Source organism: Pseudomonas violetae, from assembly GCF_023072615.1.
GTDB lineage: Bacteria > Pseudomonadota > Gammaproteobacteria > Pseudomonadales > Pseudomonadaceae > Aquipseudomonas > Aquipseudomonas violetae.
Genome location: NZ_JAKNRW010000015.1, coordinates 1 through 16,517 on the forward strand (window position 1 = coordinate 1; position 16,517 = coordinate 16,517).

The 16,517-nt window shown below is 54.0% G+C and carries 14 protein-coding genes and 2 pseudogenes; 2 read left to right on the forward strand and 14 right to left on the reverse strand.

The features are described 5' to 3' along the window. Positions 1 to 88: 88 nt before the first annotated feature. The 8 genes and pseudogenes from L9059_RS17595 to L9059_RS17630 form a co-directional block, all read right to left on the reverse strand. Positions 89 to 958, reverse strand: a complete 870-nt coding sequence (locus L9059_RS17595; RefSeq protein WP_247292236.1) for a diguanylate cyclase — start codon at positions 956 to 958, stop codon at positions 89 to 91. 11 nt (positions 959 to 969) lie between these two features. Then, positions 970 to 5,514 carry a PAS domain-containing hybrid sensor histidine kinase/response regulator gene (locus L9059_RS17600; RefSeq protein ID WP_247292237.1) on the reverse strand — a complete coding sequence of 1,515 codons (4,545 nt, stop codon included), beginning with the start codon at positions 5,512 to 5,514 and terminating at the stop codon, positions 970 to 972. 99 nt (positions 5,515 to 5,613) lie between these two features. Continuing rightward, on the reverse strand, positions 5,614 to 6,738 hold the full coding sequence (locus L9059_RS17605) for a response regulator (RefSeq protein WP_247292238.1): 1,125 nt from the start codon (positions 6,736 to 6,738) through the stop codon (positions 5,614 to 5,616). 665 nt (positions 6,739 to 7,403) lie between these two features. Next, positions 7,404 to 7,947: pseudogene (locus tag L9059_RS17610) on the reverse strand (DinB family protein). An 88-nt stretch (positions 7,948 to 8,035) separates the two neighbouring features. Further along, positions 8,036 to 8,368: a hypothetical protein gene (locus L9059_RS17615; protein ID WP_247292239.1), complete on the reverse strand. Its 333-nt coding sequence runs from the start codon at positions 8,366 to 8,368 to the stop codon at positions 8,036 to 8,038. Between the two features lie 311 nt (positions 8,369 to 8,679). Further along, positions 8,680 to 9,009 carry a DHCW motif cupin fold protein gene (locus L9059_RS17620; RefSeq protein WP_247292240.1) on the reverse strand — a complete coding sequence of 110 codons (330 nt, stop codon included), beginning with the start codon at positions 9,007 to 9,009 and terminating at the stop codon, positions 8,680 to 8,682. Between the two features lie 110 nt (positions 9,010 to 9,119). Next, entirely contained in the window at positions 9,120 to 9,494 is a 375-nt protein-coding gene (locus tag L9059_RS17625) for a tautomerase family protein (RefSeq protein ID WP_247292241.1), read from the reverse strand. 6 nt (positions 9,495 to 9,500) lie between these two features. Further along, positions 9,501 to 9,836, reverse strand: coding sequence for a carboxymuconolactone decarboxylase family protein (locus tag L9059_RS17630; protein WP_247292242.1), 336 nt, complete (start codon positions 9,834 to 9,836; stop codon positions 9,501 to 9,503). Between the two features lie 108 nt (positions 9,837 to 9,944). Here L9059_RS17630 and L9059_RS17635 point away from each other — a divergent pair, with 108 nt between their 5' ends. Further along, positions 9,945 to 10,832, forward strand: a complete 888-nt coding sequence (locus L9059_RS17635; RefSeq protein WP_247292243.1) for a LysR substrate-binding domain-containing protein — start codon at positions 9,945 to 9,947, stop codon at positions 10,830 to 10,832. Positions 10,833 to 10,987: 155 nt separating this feature from the next. Here the strand turns inward: L9059_RS17635 and L9059_RS17640 are convergent, their stop codons facing one another. After that, the gene (locus L9059_RS17640; RefSeq protein ID WP_247292244.1) at positions 10,988 to 11,857 is read right to left on the reverse strand and encodes an AraC family transcriptional regulator; all 870 of its coding nucleotides are present in this window, start codon (positions 11,855 to 11,857) and stop codon (positions 10,988 to 10,990) included. A 123-nt stretch (positions 11,858 to 11,980) separates the two neighbouring features. Next, the gene (locus tag L9059_RS17645; protein WP_247292245.1) at positions 11,981 to 12,526 is read right to left on the reverse strand and encodes a GNAT family N-acetyltransferase; all 546 of its coding nucleotides are present in this window, start codon (positions 12,524 to 12,526) and stop codon (positions 11,981 to 11,983) included. Positions 12,527 to 12,894: 368 nt separating this feature from the next. On the opposite strand from L9059_RS17645, the gene L9059_RS17650 reads away from it, so the two are divergent. Then, positions 12,895 to 13,464, forward strand: coding sequence for a DJ-1/PfpI family protein (locus tag L9059_RS17650; protein ID WP_247292246.1), 570 nt, complete (start codon positions 12,895 to 12,897; stop codon positions 13,462 to 13,464). A gap of 167 nt (positions 13,465 to 13,631) precedes the next feature. Here the strand turns inward: L9059_RS17650 and L9059_RS17655 are convergent. From L9059_RS17655 to L9059_RS17670, 4 genes and pseudogenes are all read right to left on the reverse strand, one after another. Beyond that, positions 13,632 to 14,258, reverse strand: a pseudogene (locus tag L9059_RS17655) (transposase); the annotation flags it as partial. A gap of 227 nt (positions 14,259 to 14,485) precedes the next feature. Beyond that, on the reverse strand, positions 14,486 to 15,019 hold the full coding sequence (locus L9059_RS17660; protein ID WP_247292247.1) for a GNAT family N-acetyltransferase: 534 nt from the start codon (positions 15,017 to 15,019) through the stop codon (positions 14,486 to 14,488). A gap of 337 nt (positions 15,020 to 15,356) precedes the next feature. Further along, positions 15,357 to 15,785, reverse strand: coding sequence for an MAPEG family protein (locus tag L9059_RS17665; protein WP_247292248.1), 429 nt, complete (start codon positions 15,783 to 15,785; stop codon positions 15,357 to 15,359). After that, entirely contained in the window at positions 15,782 to 16,096 is a 315-nt protein-coding gene (locus tag L9059_RS17670; protein WP_247292249.1) for a DUF2834 domain-containing protein, read from the reverse strand. The genes L9059_RS17665 and L9059_RS17670 overlap by 4 nt, the downstream gene beginning before the upstream one ends. Positions 16,097 to 16,517: the final 421 nt, after the last annotated feature.

The following is a 16,517-nucleotide window of genomic DNA, read 5'->3' on the forward strand; positions in this document are numbered from 1 at the left end:
CTGGATCTGGACATACAATCACGAGCGCCCGAATATGGCCCTCGGCGGCATTACCCCAAAACAGAAGTTGGCCCTGGTGGCCTGAGGTCTACTTCTGGTGAGTTTTAGGAATGGGGGGATTACCATCTCTAGTGGGAGTCAATGTTGCGACGCCCAGTGAAATAGTCACCACACGATCTACATCAGAAGCAGCATGTTCGATGCCCAATGTCCGAACACGCTCTCGCATTCTTTCTGCAATCTCGACCGCACCAGAAAGAGCTGTATTGGGCAGAACGCAGGCGAACTCTTCGCCACCATACCGAGCGACCAGGTCGTAGGGCCGTCTAACCGCTTCAGATAACGCTTGAGCAATGGATTTCAAGCAGCCATCTCCAGCCGGGTGCCCGTAATGGTCGTTGTAGCGTTTGAAATAGTCGACATCCACCAAAATGAGTGATAGCGGTTTTTGCTCTCGAAAGCACAGACGCCAATCCGCCAATATGTCCTCATTAAATTTGCGTCGATTGGCCACTCCAGTAAGACCATCCATTAATGCCATGGAACGCAGCAGATCGCTCTGTATTTTCAGGGTTAGATGTGTTCGTACCCGCGCTCTGACAATGGTGGTATTGATGGGTTTGGTAATGAAGTCCACCGCGCCAAGCTCCAGACCTAGCACCTCATCTGACTCCTGATGCTGTGCGGTAATGAAGATGATGGGGATGCCTTGGGTCATTGGGTCAACCTTGAGTCGACGGCATACTTCATGCCCGTCCATACCCTCCATGACCACATCCAGCAGAATCAAATCGGGCAGTTGGGTCTGGCATACGCTGATTGCCTGCTCACCACCGGTGGCCATGAACACATCGCAGTCCTCACGAAATAGCTCATGAAGTACCCGGATATTAGTCGGTTGGTCGTCGACAATAAGGAGTTTTGGACGGTTAAAGGAATGTGGTAACCAGGTTTCCATCGTTTGTTCCATCAGGCAGATCTCAGCAGGTCACGACCAATCGGCATCGCAGCGGAAAAGTCTAGCGACTGCACCCTGACAACAAGTTCGTCGAACTGTGGGCGCAGGGATTGCGGCATTTTTGGCGCCAACGCGTCTGCCAGTTCTATGGCGTGAAGGTTGCCCGTTTCCAGCAATAGCAAAATCTCCTCTAGGGACTCTCTCCAGTGCACTGGCGCCATGGAGTCCTCGTCAGCACTGCTTTTTACACGCAGGCTCTGGCCAAAATCGGTATTCATTTGCTCAAGGCTTTGTTGCAGTAACCTGCTCAACCCGTCAAACCATGTTGGGTCGGCCAAAAGCCTCACTACAGACTCTGAATCGGCAGATTTCAGTTTGTGCTCCAGGTCGCCTGCCAGCAGCGACAATGCCTTGGCGCCCATAGTACCGCTGCTACCTTTAATGGTATGGAGTACAAACGCGGCCCCCGATGCATCTTGCCGCTGGATCTGATCGCGCAACTGGACAAGCTGTTTTTCCATCTCTGGGCCAAAGGTACGTAGCACCGTGTGGATCAAATCGAGGTTACCACCAAAGCGGTCAATAGTTGATGTACGAGACTCTATGACGCCGTCTCCTGCATTGACTTGTCCCAAGGTTAAAGATGCCTGACTATCTTCACGGCGCGATTGAAAGAGCAGCGTTACGACGAGTTGTTCCAGGTCTATAGGTTTGCCGACATGATCATTCATCCCCGCAGCAAGACAGGCTTCACGGTCGGTATTGGAGGCATTTGCGGTCATAGCCACAATCGGCAATGCTGCAAAACGTGGATTCGATCGAATGCGACGTGTCGCCTCCAAGCCATCAATATCCGGCATCTGGATATCCATTAATACGGCGTCGAAGGGCACACGCTCATTCATCACCTTACTCACACCTTCCAGCCCGCCTTCGGCCAGCGTCACCTGAGCGCCTTCCATTGTCAGTAACTCATCGGCCACCTGGCGATTAATCATGTTGTCTTCCACCACCAATAGCCTTAGCCCGGCCAGACGTGGTGGTCTCTGAACCGTTGAGCGGGGAATGGGGGAATGCAGCAGGCCTTTGTCATTGAACGCGCCCTGAACAGCGTCGGCTAGCTGCTTGGGAGTGACAGGTTTGGTGAGGAGCCCCACGAAGGGAGCGTTTCCCGCCTGGTGGACGTCGGCCAATACCTCGCGGTCGTAAGCAGTGATCATAATGACCATCGGAGGTGGCACTCCGTTACCCTGCTGATGGATCAATTGCGCAGCGCTCAGCCCATCCATATCGGACATCCGCCAGTCCATCAGCACCACGTCGTAGGCCTCACCTAGCGCTTGGGCTTTCTTCACCCATTCCACCGCTTGAGTGCCACCACTCACGCGGTCAGCCTTCCATCCCAATCCATGAACGGTTCGCAACAGCAATTCACCCGCTATGGCGTTGTCGTCAACGACCAGAATCCGTAAGGACACATCGACTCCAATACAGGCAGATCTCAGCAGTGACGTCGGCGCTACATCCAGAGTTATATCGAACCAGAAACGACTCCCGACGCCTTGCTTACTCTCCACCTGCAGTTCACCACCCATCAAGGTGACCAACCGCTTGCAGATCACCAGGCCCAGACCTGTGCCACCAAAGCGCCGGGAGGTTGAAGCCTCGGCCTGAGTGAAACCTTCAAAAATGCGCTGAAGCTGTTCCGGGCTGATACCAATGCCGGTATCAGAAACGGCTATGCGCAAACTCACAGCATTTTCCGTGCGCATCAGTTGCTCAACGCTGACCACGACCTGGCCTTCCAGGGTGAACTTGAGGGCATTACCCGCCAGGTTGATCAGTACCTGTTGCAGTCGCAGGCTATCGCCGATCAGGTCGTTGGGTAAATTGGAGTCAAGGTCGAACATGACCTCAACCGCCTTCTCACCCTGGTTACCTGCCAGCACTACGGCGAGGTCACGCATGAGCGGTTCAAGCTCGAACGGGTGTACATCGAGTTGCAGCTTGCCCGCCTCAATCTTGGAATAATCGAGGATGTCATTGAGCAAACCCAGCAATGATTGCGCTGCGGTTTGGGCCTTGGTCACATAATCGAGTTGGCGACCATTCAGGTCAGTGTTTTGCACCAACTGCAACATACCCAGCACGGCGTTCATCGGTGTGCGTATTTCATGACTCATGTTGGCCAGAAAGGCAGACTTGGCCGCACTCCCTGCATCGGCCTGTTCCTTGGCGTAAAGCAGATGTGACTCTAGCTCGCGTTGGACAGTGATGTCCCGATTGATCCCGGTCACACGCAATGCCGCACCGTTCAGGCTGCGTTCAATCTGCGCGCCAGCGTGTATAAAGCGGATCTGACCGTCCGGGCGAACGACACGAAAAATTGTGTCATACACATCAGTCCCCTCGACGGCGGCATTCAGCTTTGCAGCCGCTGCCACGACATCCTCAGGGTGAACACGTGAGTACCAGTGCATATAGCTCAGACCGGTATTACGCAACGTCAGTGGCTGCCCGTAGAACTCGAACATACGGTCATTCCACTGCAAGTTATTGTCCGCCAACGTCCAAGACCAGACGCCCAATTCGGCCACTTCAGCAGCCATCAGCAGTTGATCGTGCACCGCCATCAGTTCGCTACCTTGTTCGAGTGTCGTCTTCAGGCTCGCAGCCAGTTCTTTTTCTGCCGCTTTACGTTCAGTGATGTCTACCGCAATACCCAGGTAGCCGCTCAAGACCCCATCGGCATCGCGCATGGAGGTGACCACTAGCGTGACAGGAAACCGCGAGCCATCCTTGCGTGTGTAAGTCCACTCTCGGGTTTGTGCGCCTTCAAGCTCAGGTTTATGGGTAAGCACACGGAAACCGTCGATAGTCTGAGCGTACTCCTCGCTGAGCTCAACGCCATGTGCAGCGACTTCCTCTGGGACATGGAAGAGCGCCGGGGTGCCTTTGCCTACTAACTCATCGGCGTCATAACCCAACAAATTCTCGGCGCCTTTGTTGAACACACGAATAACGCCATCGAGATCCGTCGCAATGATCGAAACCTCAGTAGCCGAGCGTAGCACCGTGTCCAACAACAGATTGAGATGCCGCAACTCGGATGTTCGTTGCGCAACCTGCTCTTCGAGGCTGAAGTTAAGTTCAAGAATTCGGGCCTCTGCCACTTTTTTCGCCGAGATATCCCTTAACGTCTTGGATGCCCCAATGACGCGACCACCCTCGCCATAAATGGGTGAGATGCTGACGGAGACATCAATCAGTCGTCTGTCTTTGTGATGGCGTTGCGTATCAAAGCTGCCGATACGCTCGCCCGCCCTGATGCGCGCAAGGATATGAGCTTCCTCTGTGACAAGCTTCAGCGGAACAATCAAATTGGCCAGTGTCTGGCCCACGGCCTCCTCGGCGGTATAACCAAAAAGGTGCTCGGCACCTTTGTTCCAGTCGGTGACGACGCCATCGAGGGTTTTTCCAATAATGCCATCGCCCGAGCTTTCAACGATGGAAGCCAGCCTTGCCTGCTCGACAAATATCTCCCGACGACGTTGACGGCTGACACTCACGACACTCACCAAGGTCGCCAGAAGAAGCGTGAGAAAACCACCAAAAAACAGCACAACTTTTGGTGAAAGCTGATGTAGGCGCTGGATGAACAGCGAATTTGCGTCGAGTTCGATTTGCCACCGCCTCCCGTATACCTCGCGCTCCAGATGATGGGTCATCAGCCTTTCACGGCGAGCCGAGTCGTCGGTGCTTTCATAAAACAGCTTCTCTTGTCCTGGGACGGTGATATCCCTTAATCGTAAATGTACCGTCTCATTTTCTATGCGCAGGTCTCTGATCACCTCCTCTGTCCGCAAAACGACATAGCTCCAGCCAAAAGCTGCGGCCTCGCGCTCAGCAGCGGTCACCGGAGTCACTCCGCCGCGAAAGATGGGCATCAATACCAGGAAAGACTGCAGGGGTTTTCCTATGGACTGTATTAGCGTGATGGGCCCAGTGATCCGTGCCGCACCGCTTTCTATCGAGGATTGTGCCGCCTCTCGCCGCGATGTCTCTGACGCTATGTCCAAGCCAATGGCAGCCCGATTATCTTCAGCCGGTTCGACATACTGAATAACGTAGCGCTCGCCTGAATGCGCTGAGAACTGATGAATGGAGAAGTCCGCTGCGCCGTCAGCTTGAGCGTGCTTGAGAAACTGGTTTTCATCACGCTCTGGTACACGCCTGATAAAACCAAAGGCACTGGCGCCGGGGAACTCGAAAGCGAGGTCACGGGTTCTGTGATATCGGCGAAACACTTCACGGCTAATGTCATATTCGCCTGCTGTCAGCACCACTCCACGAGCGCCTCGCAAACCGTATTGGTAAAGATTGAGACGCATTAAAACCAACTCTGCGGCGTCTTCGGTCGCCGCTGTAATCGCTTCTTGAGCCTGCTGTTCATTGACGCGTTCAAGGATCCAGCCACCCAGAACACTTGCCCCTAACCCCACGACCAGAGTGATAGCTACTCCCCAGTTCCGTGCAAAAAACTTATGCTTTCTCACCCGCGTTGTCCCATCGCTGAAGGCCTTGAGCCTTCAAGATTAAATTCCAAACCCTGTTGGGGGGCCGCAAGATGTCCAACCTGCAAGTCACGAGTACGCTCAGGTCAGGCCGGCTAATCGTTGAAGTCGGTCTATGTCTGCTTCGGGTTCGCCGTTGTTCATGGCGGCAGCAAGGCGCATCACCACTTGTTCGCGGCGAACTTGCATGTGGGGCAACGCATAAATCGCGCCTATCAACTCACGTAGAACCATAGGCAGCCCCCAGCGCGCTTTCAAGCGAACCGCAAAAGGCGCTGCAAAATCGCGGACTGCGTGCAAGAGCATTTCTTCGTCCACGCTATTGCCCTGGTTCTCCCATTTCTGAGTTTGGTACAGCACACAAAGTTCGCCCATGCGGTGCAACAGGGCGGCACTTTGCAACGGAGCGGGATCCAGACCACATTGTTGAGCTAGGAGCAGAACTCTTTCAGCTAAACGCTCAGCCTCATCCAGATGAGCCTGGATGAAAGTCATCAGCATGCCGTCAGGTTGAGTATTGGTCTGTCGCAGTGCCTGGCTAATGGCCAGATTAATGCTGGTAAGCCTTCCTAACCGTGTCAGAGCACCGTTCAAATTCGTGCATGGCTGGCCGAGCCCGAGATAAGCTGCACCGTTGGCGGCGGCGATCAAGTGGGCGCATAGCGCCGGGTCATACTGCCAATCATGGGCGAGTTCTCGCAGATCCATTGACGCCCCGCCATAGCCGAGCTGAAGTTTGTCTTTTACCGAGGCCAGTAAAGGTAAGTCCAACTCACCCGCAGACAAGCCACTGAGATAGCTGATCAGGTCTTCAGTGTTGACAGTGATCGCCCGGGGGGGCTCATCAAGCGGAAGGAGCGCGTCCAGGCATTGTACGACGCGCGAAACCTGGAATGGCTTGGTGATAAAGGCACTGACCCTCAGCGATTTTACCGCCAGCACACTGTCTCGATCAGCGCGCCCAGTGATCATGATCAGCGGCGTGCTTTGATCTTTTTCGCGAATTTTCTGCAGCAGTTTGACGCCGGGGGCATCCGGTAGATTCCAGTCGGCCATCACCAACTGATAGGTGCTTGGCTGCCAAGCCTCTAAAGCGCTAGCGACATCGATAAAGCAATCGACCTGAGCAACCGGGCGGATGCTCAACACGAGCTGTTTTAAGAGATCTGATATCCAGGGATCATCATCCAGAATCATCACGCGCATTCGATAATCCTCACTGGATTGATACTCAACCTCGCAATGTCTCAGTGGCTGGCTATCAGCCAACAGCAAACATAGAAGTCATTGAGATCAAAGGGTGAGGTCATTACTGAGCGATTTTGAGTAAATCACGGCAATTTCCCTTTGACTTGTAGCTTGATAGGATCCTTCAAGGATCCACGAAGGATCGAATCTATTCCTGACCCGCGAACTATACAAGCAAGCAAACAGCTCACAGGTAGTTAGGCTGGTGGGAGTTAGTGCATGAAACGCCCCCATAGCGGAATTTCTTGAGTGATTACGTCCTGCTGCTCGCTGCCCTCGGTCCCCAAAAAATGCGCAGCCCCCTCTGATTCACTGATCCAAGCAGTCTTGGCTAACGGCCCGAGCGACAGTCGCCCCATCGTGTTTGGGCTGGTTTTACGCCAACATTTGTGGACTGTCCTGGCATCTTCCAAGGGAACACGCCCCGAATGGCTGCAACGGGTCGGATAGCGACGGTCTAGCATCGACCGTCGCAGAGGGTGGTTAACCTTCCGTCTGTTCCGCCATTTCCAGGGCATCATTGACCTCGATTTGTAATTGACTCGCCAAGCCGTGTTCGCCGGACGATTACGGTTTACCGACGCGGCACGATGTGACATCCCGGCCTGGTAGTGGTTTCTAGATTATGTACCGGACTCGGAAGGAATGAGGACGACCAGATCAGTATCGCCTACGTCGACACCACCTTGTGACAGCAAAGTAGTAACTTGGCCTCGGTGATGAGTCTGGTGGTTGAAGAAATGCATGACCAAGCCATAAAAGCTCTTGTCAGCGGGGGGGGGCTTTCATGCTTGTGTAATTGAGGGTGTAATCTAAATCCGACTCTGTAATGGAGCGAGACCACTCGACAATTACCTGATCGAGCCAAGCGCGATGTGCCGAAAGTTCTCGGATATTTGAGAGCAGTAACTGGTTGAGGCTTTGGGGCGCAGGAAGCTGTCGAATCGGCTCCAGAGCCAAGTGATTCGCTGGGTGCATGGCGAATCGCTTTAGCCAGATAGTGTCCCCGGCCACCAGATGGTTCAACGTCCCGAGAATAGAACCAAAGAATGCGTTCCTATCCACTGACAGCTCTTCATCTGTCAGACTTCTGGCCGCCTCATAAACCTTTGCGTTCATCCAATCGTTATAGTTCGCCATCAGGCAGATATGATTGGTGCGGCCCATCGTGTTCATCCTTTGAGTGAGTACTAGACAAGAGATCCATGCCCATCTGGGGCGCCATTGTAGAGTAGGACTAAGTGAGCGTACGCACTTACATCGACTTGACCGAAACCACTTCCACAAACCTGAATTTTTTTCTGGCCATCTTAGTAGCTTCTTGCTCTGCAACTAGGGAGCTCAGCGTATCGGCCTCATGTATGATCTCGTGCATCTTGCCTTCAAATTCGTTTCCCACACGGAGCGTGACTCTCAACCTAGGTGTGAAGCCTTTTGAGACTGTCTTTTTCTTCGCTGCCTTGACCGGTTGCACAATCACAACATCCGGGACAGTGTCCTGCACGTCTGAATTAATTGCTGGCGCAGAGGGCTCAGCATCACCGAACAGCGCCCGACGCATCTCATCTTCCATCAGTTCTGTATTCATACCATTTCTCGAAAGGGTGTGATCTATAACCTGATCGATTCTATCAGGATGGCTGGACTCTGTAGTAAAACGTCGCTGAGTCAGACCTTAAGCAGTAAAGGGTCGCCAGGGACCGTCGGGCGTCAGCGTCTGCCCAAAGTAAAGATTTCAATCTCAGACGCGCACTTTTCTGCCGAGCAAACCATCGTCGACTTTTTCAACAGAATCCGCCAGAAGCAGTCATTCACAACGTTCATAATTAAACCCATCCGCGCAGTCGCAGTGGCCAACAAAAAAACTGAAAAGCCACGACTAGCAGGTCTCCCGCACGACTAATCTACAATGAACAACTTCGCCCCGGTGGTGGTGAATGAACGATGCCCTTCAGCATTATTACCCACTTGATAACTCATGCCAGCGGTCAGCGTGAACTGGCGGCCGTCTTCCAGTTCTGTCTGCAACTGGCCTTCAAGGCACAGCAGTATATGACCTCTCCAGCACCAGTGATCGGCCAGGTAACCGGGGCTGTATTCCACCATCCTTACGCGCGCGGCCCCAAACTGACAGGTTCGCCAATAGGCCACGCCCGTCTGACCGGCATGCTCCACAGGTTCAATCGTTGACCAGTCGGTAGTACCAAACGGGATGGCGTTGAGATCCATTGTTGCCTCATTGATATTCAGTGAACGCGGACCGTATCAATCCGGCGACAGTGCCGATAGACACAGATGGCCCGCAATTTTGAAATACAGGCGCTGCACAAACCCGAAGGCTAGTTGCCACGACCACCACCAAAGGACCATTCATCAGTCTCAGTCGTAGTGATCACTACCATGACGTCTTCCGCGTCGAGCCCAGTCGCACGATTCAGTTTCTCGACGAGATCACGGTAGAAACGCTGTTTCGTTTCGATGCTTCGAGGACGGCCAGCGGTGATCGCGATCAACACAAAGTCGTGGCTACGCGGCCCACCCAAATAGTCGCGATCAAATACCAGTTCGCCCACTTCATGCTGGTGAATGACCTGGAAGCGATCTGTGTTGGGCACCTCGAAGCTGTCGACCAAGGCGTCGTGCAACCCCTGAGACAACGCTTGTAGATACTCGGCCGACTTCCCCCGATGCAGTGAAATACGTGCAAACGGCATAATCGGTTACTCCTGGCATGTGGCGAGACTAGCCCGTAATTCACTGAGCAAACTCAGCGCCGAGGCGGCCGTCGGCCAGCCTGAATAAAAGGCCAGATGGGTGATGACTTCAGCCTGCTCGTCGAGACCTAATCCGTTATCCAGTGCACGGCGCAAATGAAACGGCAGTTGCTCAAGACGGTACATCGCGACCAGCGCAGCCACCGTCGCCAGGCTGCGCTCACGAGGCGTCAATTGCGTTCGCGTCCACATGTCACCGAACAGTATGTTTTCGGTCAGTTCGGCAAACTTTTGTGGGTATTCACCCTGTTGCTCTCGCCCCGTGCCCGTGGATGCATTCATGACGTTTTCCCTCTAATTGACTAATCGACAGGGGAAAACTAACAATTCGCGATCGTTCCGAATATCAGATTTAATAGAGGCGACCATTCCAAATTTATGGACTATTAAATGCGCCGCCCAACCTTCGATCTTGATGTATTGCGCACATTTGTCACCGGCGTGGAGTTCAACAGTTTTGCCAAGGCGGCGGATCGTCTCGGTCGATCTACTTCCGCCGTGAGCGCCCAATTGAAGAAACTAGAAGAGCAGGTCGGTACTCCGGTACTGGCGAAATCTGGACGAGGGCTGGTTTTGACGCAGGTAGGCGAATCACTGCTCAGCCATGCCCGCCGGTTGCTGGAATTGAACGACGGGATCTTCCAGACTCTGCATGAAAGCCAGATCGCCGGGACAATTCGGCTCGGGCTTCAAGAAGATTTTGGGGAGCATTTCCTGAGCGAGATCCTTCGACGCTTCGTCCAGACCTACCCGATGGTGAGTCTGGAAGTGAGGATTGCGCGAAATGCCGAATTGCTGGCGTTGGTCGAAAGCGCTGGCCTGGACCTGGCCCTGACTTGGGATGCTGGCCACACGTCGCCCTATGCCACGCGACTGGGCGAAACACAGATGCACTGGATCGCAGCGCGTGACGCACCGCCGTTTACCCGCCTTGCAGAATCACCCCTGCCACTGATCATGTTCGACGCGCCTTGTGTCTTGCGTAGCGCCGCAACCCAGGCGCTGGATGCCGCGCAAATGCCCTGGCGAATCGCCCTGACTAGCCCCAGCGTCGCTGGAATCTGGGCGGCCGTCGCCGCCGGATTGGGGCTGACACTGCGAACCCGCATTGGACTGCCAAGTCATCTCACCGTCATTGACGGCTTACCTCCTGTGCCAAGCATTGGATATACGCTTCATAGCAGTGGTGCTGATCCTATACCAGCCATCAGACAACTCGCCATGTTGATCGAAACTAGTTTGCAAGAGCAGGCGTTCAATTTCACTGTTGCGAAATAGTTAGAGGTTCTCAGGGCTTCAAACATTGTGAGGAAAAAAATAACAAAAAAAAGAAGATGACGAGTCCCTGCCTGGCCTTGGATAACTGTCTCCCACCAAAGACCCTCAGCGGACACTCGCCAACGTCAGCCACGATCAAAAAGCAGCTCGCTCCGTTACTGCAACGGAACATACACATCCGTTTGCCATTGATCCTGCGGTGTTTGCGGATACACGCTCAGGTAATGGAAGAACAGTGGCTGATCACGCAGTTCTTCGCCACTGGCAGGCAGCCAATCGCGGTAGATCGGATAGATCGATTCGCCGATGTGGTCCGGCGACCCCACGTGCCGCACTACGACGCAGCGACCGCCAGCAATGACCAGTTCGCGCACGCCGAACGCATTCGGTTCCACCGCCTCGTGAATCTCGCCGCAAATGGCGAAGCGGAATTCTTCTGCTGGCGTGGTGTCGGGGTTGCTGTAGGGAATGCCAAAGCTGCGACTCGATGCCACCGGCGACTGCCCGCTCTGCATGCGCCACTCGATGAACCTGCTCACGCTCTCATTGACGAGCCCGGGGGAGCCGCAATGTTCAAGCGCTGCGACCCGGACTTCGGGGAATTCCACGATTCGTACTTGCATGATGATAGTCCTGGAAAAGTGAGGGATGGCGAACACCGCATGCCAGACCTGCCAGTTCGGCGCCTTCCTGAACGCACTCGGCGTCATACCGACCGCTCGCTTGAACGCCCTGCAAAATGCCTCGGGACTGTCGAAACCGGCAGCGAGTGCCGCCTCCAGTACCGAGTGATCCGCAACGGCGGCCAAGCGATGGGCGGCGCGTCGTAGCCGCATCAGTTGCACATACCGTGAAACCGGCACGCCGACGAACGCGGTGAATTGGCGATGGAAGTGAAACGTCGAAAAATTCGCCACATGACTCAACGTCTTCACCGACAGATCACCTTCGAGATTCTCATCAATGTAGGCGAGTACGGCGTTGAAGCGCTTTGTGTAAGCGAAGTTGATCGGCGTGTCGGACACTGGGACAAGCTCCTGGAAGTACGGTCGGCAATAGAGTCGACTATAGCGACGGGAGCGTGCCTAGCCGGGTTTGCTCAACGCGGTTTTTAGGTTGGAACATCCATAGGTGAGTGGCCGCCCCTTTCACACCCGCGACGTCTTCCATTGAGCGTGCGTAAGTCCATAACACTTCGCCAAGGCAGGCGCGGCGGATATTTTCAGTTCGGCGTCATACAAGTGCACCGCACCCAACTTCATCGTGGCCGTTTGCGAACGAATGTTCGTAGTCGCTATGTGGAAATAGACGATGTCGTAAGCCGTGAATGCATGCTCCAGCATCAACTGCTTAAGCTCGCGGTTGGAATTGCCACCCCACTTCGCACGCACCAGGAATGTAAAACCGATGGCAATGCTATTCGGTAGATCCGGCGGCGTGTAGTAGCTTGATGTGCCAACGATATCCCCCGAGGCAATATCAATGACAGCGAGCGCCTTCTTCGTGGCGAGTAGAGAGGCGAAGTACGCTTCGAACACCTCGCGTTTATAGCGCTCCCTGGCGGGATGGCCGCCCCAGATGTCTGGATCAGCCGCTGCCTGAAACATACCTTCAAAATCACTGTCTGCCAGAGGTTTAAGCCTCAGGCTGCTTCCGCACAGATCGGGTTGGCAGTCGAAGTCGGGGGCGGACATGGGTTTCTTTCCGATTGGCCAAGGGGTTGGAGCCAGTCTAGAGCGGCAGTTTGATAAAGAAAGATCCAATGTGACGGGTAATGATGGAGCCATCGTTAGAAAAGGGGACGGATTTATTTTCCGAGTATGTCCCGATGATCTGGCGCGTTGCTGGGGCGGTTTAGCTCATTCGGAAGGGACATCGTGCCTTGATCAGGCTACGAAGCCGGACAGCCACTCAGCCTTGAAGATCGAAACGGGATCTAGCGTTTTTACACACTCTGGGCCGATCGCTGCCTGTCGCAAGGGGCTTCAATCGACCCAAAGCAACCCTTGATGTATGTTGGTTGTCGCCAAATGTTATTGGCATTCATGGAGGATTCTGACTGATGGCACGTGTGGGATTGATACTGACACCCGGTTTTGCGGACTGGGAATATGCTTTCATTGCTGGAACTGCGTCCCCGTTTTACGGGATCGACGTCAGGTTTTTCGCTTCTGCTACGGGGCAGTTCCGCTCGCAGGGTGGATTGGCTGTAACGGTTGATAGCAGTTTGCAACAATGCCTGGACTGGAAACCGGACGTTGTTGTCGTCATTGGAGGAATGGTCTGGGAAAGTGCAGAAGCACCGGATATTCGAGGCTTTCTTCATGCTAGTCGTTCAAATGGAGCGACAATTGCCGGTATCTGTGGGGGAACGCTGGCACTTGCTAGGGCCGGGCTTCTCGACACGGTTCCTCATACTTCGAACAGCGCTGACTTCTTACAACAGAATGCCGTAGGTTATGAAGGGCGCACGCTTTATCGAAACAGTCCGGTAGCTGTGGTTGCAGACCGCATCATAACTGCTCCGGGCCCTGCACCCGTTAGCTTCACGTGCGCAGTGTTCGAAGGTGCCGGGCTATCTTCAGAGATCATTTCTCAGTTCAGGTCAATGTTGGCAGCGGAACATCGGTGACCGCTTCGTCCTACAGAATAGCTGATCCAGGTGATGTGTTCGAGTGGCCGCTCATGTCCGATTCAGTTGAAAAAAGGCGATTCTTGAGAAGACCTGACACTGAGCTTGGCCTCATCAGAGAACCTATTCACCACTGTTAATGTTGCTGCTTTGTCAGTGGGTTAGTGTCTCAAGCGATCCAGTTTCAGGATGCGCTTGAGGTGGGCAAACAACCTTTCAACCTTTTTACGTTCGTGGCGAGAGCGCTGATACGCCGGCGTTACTGCAATACGCCGAGCCACATCGCGATCGGCGTCATGAACGCTGCGAGCGATCTTTCGGAATGCGGTGTTCGGGCAGCACTGGGTTCTCATCGGACAGGCTACGCAGTCGGCCTGCCGCGATCGGAAGATCATAGTGTTGGCTTTGGTGACGTGCGAACGCTCGTTCTTGAAGGCTCGCCCTTCGCTGCGCAATACGTTACCGGCCGGGCAGAGATATTCCTCCGTCTCTTCATTCCCTTGAAAATCGTTGCTGGAGAAACTGTCATTCTTGCGCCCGGTTTTGTCCCACTCCGGCACATGCGGCTCGATATCCTTTTCCTCTACCATCCAGGCCAGCATTGGCGCTGTACCGTAAGCGGTATCGCCGATGAGGCATTCAGGTTTGATCTCGAACTGCGACTCGACTCGATCGATCATCGTCTTGGTACTTTCGACTTCGGCTGTTCGATGGGCAGGTGTGGATTCCACATCCATGATCACGCCGTGCTCAGTGTCGATCAGGTAGTTTGTGGAATAGGCAAAAAAGGCGGGGACGCAGCACTTCATTAAACAGCCAGCGAAATAGATCGCTGTCCCGGAAACCGTAGAAGATGATTTGTTGGAATGTGACCTTCAAGATTGAACGAGTAAAACAGCCGCTCCTGACCACTCGATAACTGTCCCATCATGCTGCGTATTCTCCCGCTGGCCGACGGGTAGATTTTGCCGCAAGCCAGACAGGAGCGATACGAGTCAATCAAAAATGACCCGAATGGCCGTTAATTTTCGCAGGTAGCGTTTCGTAGATCGTGCCACATATGCACTTTCGAAATGAATTGCTGCCCTACTGCTACCGCCAAAGGTTCTATTCCAAACGGCTTGAATCCCATTCGCTCATAGAGCCCTTGTGCACCTCGATTGCCCTCGGTGACGGTGAGCTGAACGAGCAAAAGCTGAGGCTGGGATTTCGCATAGGCCAGGACGCTGCACAGCAGTTTATATCCGATGCCTCTCTCTCGATGAGCGAGTGGAACGTACATTCCGAAGAGCGTGGATTTGTGGCTGGCCTTCTTTCTTCTATCAACAGAAAGTCCAACGACACCAAGCAAATCCTCCCCCTCAAACGCAGCCAACACTACATCGGCAGCATCAGATCCACTATTAAGCCTTTTCTCCCACCAGTCGATGGGTAAGGCTTCGCGCTCGCCGACATCGGAAGTAAACGCATCGGGATGAAGGCGATAAGCCTCAAGCATTAGCGCTCGATACGACGAGGCATGATCCGGGGTCAGTCGTTTAATTATCGTGGTCATCCAAGTCACATTTCATGGTCGTGCACTGATTATGTCCTTTTTAGGCCCAAGGTGACACGGACGGAGATGCTTGAGTTTTTCAACAGAATCGGCCAATTGTTGCCCGTCGTGAAGGGCCGAAATCGACCCAGGCTGTGTGAAATCGTTTTAGAGCGGGTTTGACACTCAGAACCGCAACGAAAATCGCATTCCTACGCAAAATTCAGGTCTGCGGACCTGCCAAACGCTGCCAGATTTTACGTAGCAAAGCAGACTTCAAAACGGTGCATGCGTTTTCACAAAGCCTGGGCCGATAGCGGACGTACTCTCAACGAAGGCAAAGCTATGGCCCGTCCGATCATGACACCACCACATTAATGGTGATCGTCGCGCAGAAGCCCAAGAGACACAGGATCCCAACACCATAGAAAACGGTGCGCCAAGGCTGGACGCCCTTCATGTATGCCAACGTGTGCAGAACTCTGGCGATGGTGAACAGAACACTCAACCATAGCGTGATGGAAGCGGGTGCATTCATGGCAACGGCGAGCCCACCCAGCGCGAAAAATGCCGGGATGTTTTCCAGGTCGTTCGCCCAGACCCTTGCCGCGCGAGTCACTTGCGGAAGCTCTTTTTCACGAGCAATTCGATTAAAAACAGCGGCGTCCTCTGTGTTCGTGAATGCCCTGAAGCGCAAGCGGAAGACGCCCTGGTAACAGGAAACCGCGAACATCTTGAGGAACAGCACAACCACGCAGAGTGCGTAGACGGTCAAAGCACTGCTCATGTCTGGCGCTCCCGATTGCAGCCTTTGACCACGACGTACAGCAGCGGCCCCACGGAAACGAATACAGCAGTCAGTATAAGGTAGGGAAGCAGGTTAATGAGTGCCCCCCCTCGCGCTCGGTTGTCTTTCGCCATCCAGACGCAGGCCAACGCTGCCATAAGGTACAAGTCGATGACCAACTGGGCAGTGTCAGGTTGGGTAATCAGCTCAAGCCCAAAGGCCAACAGCGACTGCTCAGCATTCAGCATCGTCCAGCCGGTATACATCGAAAAGAGCACCAGCGATGCCAGCGCAATGAGGCGAAGTACCATAGTCCTGTCCTTGGTAGGGTTTCCTGGCACTGTAGTGGTCGGGTTGTTGGCGCTCAATGACCTGTGAGGTCATGGAGGCCGAACACAAGGACGTCAGTGGCGAAGCGTGAGTAATCACCTGTTCCATATAAACATCCCCCGCGGGCCAGCACGTGCTCCACCTGCGTCGGCAGGCAGGGCTAAGCCAGCTCGATCTTTCACTCTACGACGGCTGGCCAAATTTACATCTCAAGGGCCACCGCTCACGGGCTAGGTGCCTCTGCACTAAGCAAAAACCCTCAAACCAACCCAATAACCGAGCAGCAAAGATCAACGAAGGGCCGAAAAACCACTCAATGTGGTGAGGAGGCTCTTTGGTGGTGGTCGTGCCTGAGTTCGGGCCAGCTGAAAATCCGACTTTTTCAACAGATTCGAGCCTTAG